We start from the raw sequence: 11421 nt of genomic DNA, 5'->3' as shown, positions 1-11421 counted from the left end.
CGTGACGGCGCCGGGCAAGGTCATCACCTTCGATGGCAAGCAGATCGTCATCCCCGAGCGCGACGCCAGCATCCCCAGCGTCCCGGTGGGCACCCCCAACCAGAGCATCACCTTCGACGTGAACGGCGCTGTGACGTCGGCCCGCTACCTCCCGCCCAACAGCTGAGCGAGCGCCGGATTCATCCAGTTCGATGCACCTGGGAGGGGCCCTCGTGGCCGGCCCCTCCCCAGTCTTCCGCAGCGCTGTTTCTCCTGATTTCCCCCAAGCCTTCAAACCTTCGTCCGAAGAGAACAACCATGACTACCCGTTCCCTGAAGCGTTTCCTCGTCGGTGCCGCGGTTGCTGGTGTGTGCGTTCCGGGCATCGCGCTGGCCGATCCCACCTGCGTCTACGTCATCAGCAAGGTCGACTCGCGCACGGTGACCACCCCGGCCGTGGCCGTCGTGGTGCCGGACAGCAACACGGATGTCCAGCCGATCCGCGTCCACCTGGATGAGCAGGAGCAGGTCATCCTCGGCTACTCGGTGCGCGTGCCCGGCGCGGACTTCGGTACGGACGGCCAGATGGTGTTCGTCCCCGGCGTCTCGCAGCACATCCCCTCCATCTCCTTCACCATCCCGGAGCTCAACCTCTCGCCCAGCCGCTGCGTCAACGTGGATGGCGTGAGCACCCCGGCCGTCCCCGTCCACATCCCCGCCTCGGTCCTCACCCTGCCGGGTGCCACCGCGGAGGTCGGCGCCATCCTCATCAACATCGTGGGCAACCCCGTGACGGCACCGGGCAAGGTCATCACCTTCGATGGCAAGCAGATCGTCATCCCCGAGCGCGACGCCAGCATCCCCAGCGTCCCGGTGGGCACCCCCAACCAGAGCATCACCTTCGACGTGAACGGCGCCGTGACGTCGGCCCGCTACCTGCCCCCCAACGGCTAAGCGGAATTCCGGATCCAAACCGAAAACCTCGAATCAATAGGAAGAAACGCGCCCGGGGTTTTTCGCCTCGGGCGCCCTCTTTTTCTCCAGGGAGCACCATGAAAGCCATCAAGACGCTGGGCCTCGCCCTCACCACCACCGCCTTCGTCGCCGGCTGCGGCGCGTCCGAGCCGGAGGCCGCGCGGACCCCGGGCGCCTCCGTGCAGGCGCGTGCCGCGCTCTCGGGAAACAAGAAGGTCGTGGACCAGCCGGTCACCGGGCAGGGCGCCTGTGCCGCCCTCTACGCCTCCCCCCAGGCGCAGGCGGCCCTCACCCAGGCGGTGGTGGACCCGAGCCTCAAGAGCGACGGCATGGTGAAGACGCTCATCCTGTCCTTCAACACGCAGGAGGCGGTGGCGCCCGCGGTGGACGTGCTCAAGAGCACCCTGGGCCTCTCGCTGGGAGACAACCTCGGGGCCTTCAAGGCGCTGCCCATGGTGGCGCTGAAGGTGCCCGTCACCCCCGCGCTCATGGGCACGCTGCGCACCGCGCTGCAGCCGCTCGGCCTGCTCTCCATCTACCAGGACCGGCCGCTGCACTACTTCCTGGACGAGAGCGTGCGCTACATCGGCGCGGACACCGCGCGCACGGCCTACAACGCCACGGGCGCGGGCGTGGGCGTGGGCATCATCGACTCGGGCGTGGACGGCACGCACGGGGACTTCCCCAACCTGGTGAAGAACGTGAAGGTGGTGGCCCCCATCGTCGAGTCGGGCGCGAGCGGCGCGCTCTACCTGGACGTGCCCAACAGCGACCTGACGAGCGGCCACGGCACGCACGTGGCGAGCACCATCGGCGGCTCGGGCGCGCAGTCCGGCGGCAAGTACAAGGGCGTGGCCCCGGGCGCGAGCCTGCTGGCCGTGGGCGCCGGCGAGGCCATCAGCATCCTCTACTCGCTGCAGGGCTTCGACTACCTGATGAACCCGGACATCCGCGAGACGTACAACGTGCGCGTCATCTCCAACTCGTGGGGCTCCAGCGGCAGCCACTTCGCGCCCTTCGACCCCATCAGCATCGCCTCCAAGCGCGCCTATGACGAGGGGATGATCGTCGCCTTCGCGGCGGGCAATGACGGCCCCGGCGCGGACACGCTCAACCCGTACAGCGCCTCGCCGTGCGTCATCTCGGTGGGCGCGGGCGCCGCCAAGGACACCAGCACGGCCACCAACCCGCTGCTCTCCCAGGGCCTGCCGGGCCAGCTCGCGGGCTTCTCCAGCCGCGGCATCCCCGGTGACGCCAACCACCACCCGGACATCGTCCTGCCCGGCGTGGCCATCGTCGCGGCGCGCGCCACCACGGCCACCATTGCCCACCCGTACACCGGCCTGGACGGCCTGCACCCCGAGCCCTTCTACGCGGCGCTGGATGGCACCTCCATGGCCACCCCGCACCTGAGCGGCGTCGTCGCGCAGATGCTGGAGGTCAACCCGGCGCTCAACCTGGATGGGGTGCTGGCGGCGCTCACCTCCACCGCCAGGCCCATGTACGAGCAGAACGCCACCACCGGCGTCACGCGCAAGCTCGAGCAGTGGGAGGTGGGCGCGGGCTACGCGGACGCCTACGCCGCGGTGCGCGCGGCCTCCGAGTCCGCCGGCAGCCGCACCACCACCGTCACCACGGCCCTGCCGGGCTGGAGCGGCAACGTGGGCCTGTCCGTGAAGGTGCCGGTGCTGGACGTCACCCTCAGCGAGGCCGCGCACGAGCACAGCCTCTCCGTGCCCGCCGGCACCCACGCCCTGCGCATCACCACCACCTGGGGCAACCCGGCGCTGGACCTGGACCTGTACGTCTACGATCCGAGCGGCAACCTGGTGGGCAGCAGCGCCAACGGCACCTCCGTCTCGGAGGGGGTGTCCATCCCCCGCCCGGTGGCGGGCACCTGGCGCGTGCAGCTCAAGGGCTTCCTCAACACGCCCACCAGCTACACCGGCACCGCCCAGGTGGACACGCTCGTCCCCGTCTCGCAGTAAGGCAATCACGCAGTCGCAGCACAGGAGCGCGCGTTTCCCCGCGCGCAGCGCCCATGGCACCGGTTTGCTCCTCGCCCGGTGCCGTGGGCGTCTTTTTTTCCAGGGCTCAGCCCGACCCCGAAGGCCCCGGGTGCGGCGCGGCGAGGAGAAACGCGCACACCCGCTCCAGCGCCTCCGTCCGCTCCAGCTCCGCGGGGAAGGCGTGGAAGGCCTCGCGCGGACCGAAGAGGATGAGTGGCTTGCCGTAGCGCAGCGCGAGCACCGCCTCGGACACCGTGCCCGCGCCTCCCGGCAACGCCACCAGCGCCCGCGCGGTGAGCACGTTGAGATGGTTGCGGCTCATCGGCTCCGTCCCCCGCGCGCCGCTCAGCGGCAGGTGCGTGAGGATGGGCACCTCCACCGCCTCATTGGGGTAGCCCGGCTTCGGCCGCCACCCCTCCTCCCCCACCGTCCCCGGCACGATGCCCAGCGAGAGCCCGGCGCGCTCCTCCACCGCGACGAAGGCCTCGGCCGCCGCGCGCATCACCCCGCCGCCCGCCCCCGTCAGCAGGTGGAAGCCCTGCCGGGCCAGCCACCGCGCCAGCGGCTCCACCAGGGCCCGGTGCTCCTCCGTCCCCGAGCCCAGCAGGCCAATGACTTCACGTCGGGTGCGCATGGCTTCGCTCCGGGCGAGGACGAGAGGAGACGGCCCCACCCTACCCCCGTCCCGCGAGCGTCTGGAAGCTGGCCTCGACGCGTCGCGGCGTACACAATCGGGCTTCCTTTTCGCCTCTCCCTGGAAAGCCATGACGACCTCCGCACCGCTGCCTCCCATGCCCCCGGGCCACTGGCTGTGGGGCCACCAGCTCCAGCGCCAGACGGATCCGCTCGGCCTCTACCTGCGAGCCCGCCAGCAGTTCGGGGACGTGGTGCGCTACCGCATGGCCTACGTCTACGTGGAGCAGCTCACCCACCCGGACCACGTCAAGCACGTGCTGGCCGACGCGAGTGCCCGCTACACGAAGGGCTCCGTCTTCGACAAGACGCGCCCCCTGGTGGGCAACGGCCTGCTCACCGCCGAGGGAGACTTCTGGAAGCGCCAGCGCCGGCTCTCCCAGCCCGCCTTCCACCGCGAGCGCCTGGCCGCGCTCGCCACGATGATGACGGACAGCGTCTCCGAGATGCTCCAGACGTGGGCACCCGCGGTGGACGCGAGCCGGCCCGTGCCCGTCTTCCAGGAGATGATGAAGCTCACCCTCACGGTGGTGGTGCGCGCCCTCTTCAGCGCGGACGTGCGCGAGCAGACGAGCGCCCTGGGCGAGGCCTTCACCTCCGCGCTCGAGGTCACCAACGCGCGCATCGTCTCGCCCCTGCCCTACCAGCCCTGGCTCTACCGGCTGCCCACGCGCCAGAACCGCGCTTTCCAGCGGGCGACGGCCACGTTGGAGCACATCGTGGGTGGCATCATCGCCTCGCGCCGCGCGGCGGGGGCCACGAAGGCGAATGACCTGCTCGGCATGCTGATGGAGGCGTGCGACGCGGACACGGGCGACGCCTTCGATGACGCGCAGCTGCGCGACGAGGTGATGACGCTGCTGCTGGCCGGCCACGAGACGACGGCCACCGCGCTCGCGTGGACCTTCCACCTGCTGGAGAAGCACCCCGAGGTGGAGGCCACCCTGCACGCGGAGGTGGACGCGGCGCTCGGCGGGCGCCTGCCCACGGTGGAGGACCTGCCGAAGCTGCGCTACGTGACGTGTGTCTTCGAGGAGGCGATGCGCCTCTACCCGCCCATCTGGGCCATTCCCCGGGTGCCCACCGAGGACGACGAGGTGGGCGGCTTCCGGATTCCCAAGGGGGACATCGTCGTGCTCGTCCCCTACGTCACCCACCGCCACCCGGACTTCTGGCCCGAGCCCGAGCGCTTCGACCCGACGCGCTTCCTGCCGGAGAAGAGCAAGGAGCGGCCGCGCTGGGCCTACCTGCCCTTCGGGGGGGGGCAGCGCCAGTGCATCGGCAACAACTTCGCGATGATGGAGGCGCAGCTCATCCTCGCCATGGTGGCCCAGCGCTTCACCCTGCGCGGGGTGCCCGGCGTGCCCGTGGAGCCCGAGCCCCACGTCACCCTCCGGCCCCGAGGGGCCATGCCCATGGGGGTGGTGCGCCGCCCGAACGCGCCCCAGGCGCAATCGCGGACGGCGTGAGTCCCGCGGGGGGCCCGGCTTCGGGCCCCGCTCCGACTAGGGGCTGGGGGAGCCGCAGTCGAGCAGGCAGCTGTCGGCGGTGACGCCCCAACCCGGGCTCTCCCCCTGCTGGCAGATGCCGTCGCCGCAGCGGTGGACGTCCTGGTGGCGGATGCGGGTGGTGAGCGGCCTGTACTGCACGCCGTTGTAGGTGCAGGTCGTGTAGAAGGTGCCGCTGGCATCCAGCGTGCAATACTCCTCGCACTGGCCGATGCGCTGCACCTGCGCGCACTCCGCGTTGGCGGTCGCCTTGTAGCCCTTCAGGCCGCACGGGCGCGAGGTGCTCTCGTCGGCGGCCAGGGAGTTGCGGTCGTTGCCGGCGTAGAGCCCCTGGTTGGCGAAGACGTTGCCGAAGAAGCAGGACTCCTTCTTGCCGTAGGCCGCCAGCTCCTCGGAGGAGTAGGGGATGTTCGCCCCGCTCGAGTCACGGCCCAGCACGGAGATGGCGACGTGCAGCCCGTAGTTGTTGGCGTGGGCCGCCAGGCACGAGGAGATGACCTGCTGCTCCGCCAGGGTGGCCGGGGCCCCGCCCGCCCAGTTCGGCGCCAGGCCCAGCGCGCCCGGCCAGGTGTAGACGACGCCGGTGCTCGGGTGGGTGAAGCTGCGCGTCTGGCCCGCGGGCACCGCGCAGCGGATCATGTACCGCATGAGCCGGTCATTGGTCTTCGGATCGCCGGTGAACCAGGAGGAGAAGTCCGTGGTGGACAGCCCGTTGAGCGACAGGCCGTTGAGCGACAAGCCGTTGAGCGACAGGCCGTTGAGCGACAGGCCGTTGTCCACCTCGAGCTCCTGCGACTGCGTCTGGAGCGTGGACGCGTCGTCCTCGGGGGGCAGCTCCTGCACGCCGCACCCGGTGGCGCCCACCAGCGCGAGGGCCGAGGAAACAACCCACGCCATTCCCTTCCGACCCGCCCCACGCCCGGCCATCCCGCTCCGCAGACCTTCGAAAGACGTGAAACCCATGGCTCACCTCCGGCTCGTGGTCCCTTGCTCGGTAGGGGCCACAAGTCGAGAGTGGGTACTCAGGGAGTTCCCTGCATGGGCAGGAAGTCAGGGAAAGCCATGAAAGTCAGCGATTCGACAACTTGTCCGTGCAACGCTCGACGTTGGGCCCGAGCCGGCGTGGGGCACTCAACGCATGGGGGGTCGCCCCCACCCTCCCGCCGGGCGACGGATGGAAAACTCCTACCTGCTCTGGGAAAGATGGCCGCCCGCGTGGGCACTATCGGGGGAAAGGTGAGCGCTCCTCGGCTCCCAGCAGGGCGATCAGCGCGCCCGCGGTGGCATGGGCCGCGCCCGCGTCGGAATCCGGCCCCAGCGTGCCATCCGACAGTCGGCCCTCGGACTGCTGGTGCGTGACGAGCAGCGTCAAGAGGGCCTCGTGCGCGCCGCCTCCGGCCTCGCCCGCGCACTGGAGGCAGAAGGCCACCTCCGCCGCCAGGTCCACATGGCCCTGCTCCACCAGCCAGGGGGTGGCCACCAGCAGCTCCTCCGTCCACGCCGCCGCGCGCGCGTCCCGGAGCGGGGCGCGCAGGTAGTGGGTGTCCAGCAGGTACAGGTGCGTGAGCCAGTAGAGGTCCACCAGGCGCGACAGGTCCCGAAAGGCGCGCTCGGGGACGAGCATGCGCACATCCAGCCCCCGCGAGGCGGCCATCTCTCCCAGCAGCCACGCATGGAGGCCGTGGCCCTCGTCGTCGAGTGACTCCAGGTAGGCGCGCAAGGCGGACGGCGCCAGGGGCGCGTGGGACAGGCCCCGCTCGCGACGCACGTACCAGGCGTCCACCCGGGCCATGCCCACCTCGGGATCCAACCCGGGAGGAAGCGCCAGGGGAACCTCCGCCAGCGCGGCCACCGCCACCTCCAGGGTGGGCCCCAGCCCCCGCCGGGCGAAGGCCCCGGGCGCATGGCCCTCCAGCATGTGCAGCGTCAGCGCGCGCAGCGCCCGGGCCTCATCCCCCTCGCCCTCCGTCAGCGAGAGGAAGGCCCGCAGCGCGCGATCCGCCTCGTCCGTCCTCGGGGAAGCCGGAGCCGCGGGGGGCCCCGGCAGCTGGAAGAGGGCCGTGGCGTCCCGGGTGAAGGCGGGGCTGCCGGGCACGTCCCGCACCGCGTCCGCCAGCACGGCGCTCGCGGCTGACGCGGCGCGCAAGGCCCGCGTGTAGCGCTCGCGGAAGGTGCGTCCCTCCACCTCCACACGGTAGCGGTCCAGGCGCCGGGCACCTGCCTCCGCGGCGAGCGCCGCCTGGTGCCCACTCTTGAAGGTGAGGACGAGGGGCACGTCCGGGAGCGGCTCCACGGGCCGGCCCGGCAGCGCGGCGGCGCGGGTCAGCTCGGCGAGCACCTCCTCGGTGGGGCGCGAGAAGGCCCGCGTGACGGAGAGGGCCACCTTGGCCTGCACGTACCCCACGCGGCCCTCGAGGCCCGCCCGCAGCACGTCATCTCCGGAGACGAATACCGCCGGCACCCCGGCCTCCGCCGCGAGCGCCAGCACGAGGTCCGCCTCCGACAGGGCCCGGCCCGCGCACGTCCACGCCCCCAGCACGTCCACGGTGTGCGCGCCGAAACCCGCCGAGCCGGCCGCCGCGTGCATCCCCACGCAGGCGACCGCGTGCACGTCCTCGAAGACTTCCGGTGCGTACGCGTCCTCGGGGAGGAAGCAGGGCTCGGCGGCGGGGTGGAGCGCCTCGGACAGCAGGTTCAGCTCGCCGGAGCCGGACAGGTGGCTGTCGCTCACCCGCACCCGCTGGAAACCGGCGGCGAGCAGGCCCTCGACGGCGGCGTTCACCTCCGCCGTCAGGAGGGCCTGGGCGCGCGCGTACTCCGGAGTCCCGGAGATGAGCGCGCCGGGAACGTCCACGCCGGCCACGCCCTCGAGGTCGACGATGAGCAGCGCCCGGCGTGTGCTCATGGCGCTCGGCTACTTCCTGGGAGCGCTGGGGCCACCGGACTTGATCCACTTCGCCAGCACCAGCGCCGTGGGCTCGTCGATGAGCGAGGCGTAGGTGGGCATGGTGGTGCCGGGGACGAACTTCTCCGGGTTGCGGATCCACCTGGCCAGGTCCTGCTCGGACTTGCTGGTGGCCTGGTTCATGCGGTCGTGGTAGCGGGCGCCCGGAGCGTGGCACAGCGTGCAGCCCAGCCGTCCGAAGAGGGCGGCGGGATCCACGTCCTTCTTCGGCTCGGCCTGCGCGAGGACGAGCTCCGCGAGCAGCGCGGGCGCGGAGGTGCGCACGAGCGAGCCGGGCTCCACGGCCTCGGTGGACACGGAGGCGGGCGTCACCTGGGCGGCCGGAGCGCTGGCGGAGGGAGCGGTGTGGGGGCGGGCACCCTCGACCTCGTTGCGGCGCGCGGGCCGCGAGCGGAGGTACTCATAGAGGGCCTTCATGTCCACCTCATCCGCCGCGCGGTAGCGAGGCATGGGGTAGCGGACGATGTTTCCATCGGGAGCGAGCCCGTCGCGCACGGCGCGGGTGAAGTCCTCGAGGCTCCAGCCCTGGATGCCGGTGGAGTCGAAGGTGATGTTGGCGGAGCGCACGGGCTTGCCATCGGCGCCGACGAACTCCCGGCCCCCGGAGAAGCCCTTGGGCCCTTCCGAGTCCTTCGGGTCGAAGCTGTTGGTGTGGCAGCCCGCGCAGTCGTAGACGGACGCCATGTAGCGGCCGTACTCCAGGGTGGGCGCCTTGGCGGGCACGGGCATGCCCGAGGCCGGATGCTCCGGCACCTTGGAGATCATCCCGAAGGCCAGCCCGCCGAGGAAGGAGAAGTCCGTGCGGGGCGCCACGGTGGCATCGGCCTCGAAGAGGGGGTGCTGGGAGCGCATGAAGCCCAGCACGGCCGCGATGTCCTTGTCGCCCATGATGGAGCCGGGCATGGGCACCATGCGCCCGTCACGCGTGACGCCGTAGCGGATGGCGCGGGCCACCTCCTCGTCCCTGGCCGAGCCGATGCCGGCGGTGGGGTGGGAGGTGAGGTTGGCGGTGTAGAGGGTGCCGAGCCAGGCGGGCGCGTCCTTCATGGGCGCACCGGTGACGCGCTGTCCCTCGGGCGGACGGTGGCAGGCCTCGCAGGTGCCGCGGAAGAGGGCCTCCCCGCGTGCGAGCGCCTCGGGAGACTTGTCCGCCTGGATGGGCGGGTAGGCGGTGTTGGCGACACTCGCGCACCCGGACAGCATGGCGGCGCCCGCCAGCAGGGTGCCATACACGGCGCTCAGGACTCGTTGGTGCATCTGTTCACGTCCTCCGGATAAATCCAGGATGCCGCAACTCCGGGTTCAAGGGTAGACACACCCAGTCCGTCTGGAGTCCAGCCGAGCGCACTCCTGGGGTTGAAGCGCGGGGGGCGTGGGGACGCGCACCATTTTCGTGACGACCCCTCCGAGTGCCGGGGGTATATAAGGACGGCGGCGGCGTGTCCGCCAAGCAACACCACCCCGCCACCAAGTTGGTACGGCCATGAAGACCGAGTACGCGCGCCACGCTTCCGGGCGGATGTTCGAGAACGACTTCCTCGAAGCCTGCTCGAAGATCCACCCCGCCACCCCGTTCGCCTTCTACATCCCCCTCATCACCGGCCTGCTGGCCTGGGGCCTGTGGAGCGGGACGACCCACGTGGGGATGGTCGCCCTGTTCGCGCCCCTGGGGTACCTCACGTGGTGCTTCATGGAGTACACGCTGCACCGCAACCTCTTCCACTGGGAGGGCAATGGGCCGCTCACCCGGCGCTTCCACGCCATCATCCACGGCTACCACCACACGTACCCGGATGATCCGCAGCGGCTGGTGATGCCCCTGGGGGCGAGCATCCCGCTGGCCATCATCATCGGCGGGCTGCTGTGGCTGGTGGGCCGGCCGGACGCCACGATTCCCTACTTCTTCGGCATCGTCGTGGGCTACCTCGCCTACGACTACCTGCACTGGGCGGTGCACTACAAGAAGCCGTGGACCCAGTGGGGCAAGACGATGCGCGCGCACCACATGGCGCACCACTTCGCCTGCCCGGACAAGAACTTCGGCATCAGCCACATGTGGATTGATCGGCTGGTGGGCTCGACGCAGGTGCGCGGGCAGGCGGCGCGCGAGGCGGCGAAGCAGGGCGCCGACTCCACCGCGGCGGAGTAGTCCCGCCGCGGTCGACCGGGGCACGGCCTACGGGTGCGCGGGAGCCGCCGCCGCCCAGTGCCAGGCGGTGCCCCGGTGCAGGGCGGCGTAGATGAGGTCCCTCAGCTCGTTGCACTCGGCATGGGTGAGCGAGCGGTCGAGCGCGCGCAGGACCACGCGCAGCAGCACGTTCTTCTGCCCGGGTGAGATGCCGAGTCGCTTCACGGCGGCGGGAGGCAGCGCCTCGCAGGGCGTCTCCGAGAGCACCTCGACGGTCTCCACCACCTCGGCCCGTGAGCCCAGGGCGGCCCGCACCGCGTCTCCGAGCTCCTCGGAGGTGGCATCGCCCTCGAGCACCAGCGACAGGTCGCGGCGCACCTCGGGCATGGAGGACACCTCGCGGTACGGCTCCAGGTCGAGCAGCTGCGAGGCGATGCGCGGCTCCTCGGCGCGCAGCAGGCGGATGTCCCCGAGGCCCTTGCGCAGCATGAGGATGCGATCCATCCCGAGCCCCATGGCGAGCCCCGAGGTGCGCACCGGGTCCAGGCCGCTCTCGGCGAGCAGCGCCGGGTCGGCCAGACCGCACTCGCCGATCTCCACCCACTCGGACTCGTGGCGGACGTCGATCTGGAGCCCATCGGTGGTGTACGGGTGTCGGGCCGGAGTGAGGCGTGGCTCGCGCCCGGGGAGCAGGGCGCGCACCACGGTCTCCACCATGTGGCGCAGGTCCTCGACGCCGAGCGGCGCGCCCGTGCGGATGCGCCAGAGATCCATCTGATGGGGCTCGCCGGTGTGCAACCGATCGATGCTGTCGCGGCGGTAGACGAGCCCGGGACAGGCGAGCAGCACGTCCTCGGGAGGTTGGGACGCGGCGAGCTGACGCAGCAGCGGGGGAATCATCGCCGAGGTCTGGGTGCGCAGCAGCGCGGTGTCACAGACGTAGCGGGTGTAGCGGGCATCGCGAGCGGCGCCCTCGGGCGGGTAGCGCAGCCGGTCGTAGTTGTCGGCGACGGAGACGATGGGGCTCTGCCGGTGGAGGCGCACGTCGCAATGCCACGCGAGGCGCAGGGCGGAGAGCACATCATCGATGAGGCGCTGCATGGCATGGGGGCCCGCAGCGGGGTCGGTCAGATCACGAATGGACAGGGCACGGCGAACAGCGTC

Annotated in this window: 9 protein-coding genes; 4 read left to right on the top strand and 5 right to left on the bottom strand. The window is 71.3% G+C overall.

Features of this window, described 5'->3' with window-relative positions; all coding sequences use genetic code 11:
• The first annotated feature begins 297 nt into the window (after positions 1–297).
• Positions 298–933 carry a hypothetical protein gene (locus VF697_RS15900; protein ID WP_331095834.1) on the top strand — a complete coding sequence of 212 codons (636 nt, stop codon included), beginning with the start codon at positions 298–300 and terminating at the stop codon, positions 931–933.
• A gap of 98 nt (positions 934–1031) precedes the next feature.
• Positions 1032–2942 (top strand): S8 family serine peptidase, encoded by a 1911-nt coding sequence (locus VF697_RS15895; protein ID WP_331095832.1) that lies wholly within the window; start codon positions 1032–1034, stop codon positions 2940–2942.
• A 106-nt stretch (positions 2943–3048) separates the two neighbouring features.
• On the opposite strand, the gene VF697_RS15890 is transcribed toward VF697_RS15895, so the two are convergent.
• The gene (locus VF697_RS15890; RefSeq protein ID WP_331095830.1) at positions 3049–3597 is read right to left on the bottom strand and encodes a molybdenum cofactor carrier protein; all 549 of its coding nucleotides are present in this window, start codon (positions 3595–3597) and stop codon (positions 3049–3051) included.
• A 130-nt stretch (positions 3598–3727) separates the two neighbouring features.
• Between VF697_RS15890 and VF697_RS15885 the strand changes: the two genes are divergently transcribed.
• Positions 3728–5125, top strand: coding sequence for a cytochrome P450 (locus VF697_RS15885; RefSeq protein ID WP_331095829.1), 1398 nt, complete (start codon positions 3728–3730; stop codon positions 5123–5125).
• A gap of 36 nt (positions 5126–5161) precedes the next feature.
• On the opposite strand, the gene VF697_RS15880 is transcribed toward VF697_RS15885, so the two are convergent.
• The 3 genes from VF697_RS15880 to VF697_RS15870 form a co-directional block, all read right to left on the bottom strand.
• A complete protein-coding gene (locus VF697_RS15880) occupies positions 5162–6061 on the bottom strand; it encodes a hypothetical protein (protein WP_331095827.1) in 900 nt (299 codons plus the stop codon).
• Between the two features lie 325 nt (positions 6062–6386).
• Positions 6387–8069, bottom strand: coding sequence for a M55 family metallopeptidase (locus VF697_RS15875; protein ID WP_331095826.1), 1683 nt, complete (start codon positions 8067–8069; stop codon positions 6387–6389).
• A 9-nt stretch (positions 8070–8078) separates the two neighbouring features.
• Entirely contained in the window at positions 8079–9386 is a 1308-nt protein-coding gene (locus VF697_RS15870; RefSeq protein WP_331095824.1) for a c-type cytochrome, read from the bottom strand.
• Positions 9387–9612: 226 nt separating this feature from the next.
• On the opposite strand from VF697_RS15870, the gene VF697_RS15865 reads away from it, so the two are divergent.
• A complete protein-coding gene (locus VF697_RS15865) occupies positions 9613–10278 on the top strand; it encodes a sterol desaturase family protein (protein WP_331095822.1) in 666 nt (221 codons plus the stop codon).
• Between the two features lie 27 nt (positions 10279–10305).
• Here VF697_RS15865 and VF697_RS15860 read toward each other — a convergent pair.
• Positions 10306–11421: hypothetical protein (locus VF697_RS15860; protein WP_331095820.1), on the bottom strand; the 1116-nt coding region annotated here is incomplete at its 5' end.

The sequence above is a fragment of the Archangium sp. genome (genome assembly GCF_036388035.1).
GTDB lineage: Bacteria > Myxococcota > Myxococcia > Myxococcales > Myxococcaceae > Archangium.
The sequence above is the reverse complement of the archived record's forward strand: the minus strand, read 5'-3'. Positions and strand labels throughout refer to the sequence as shown.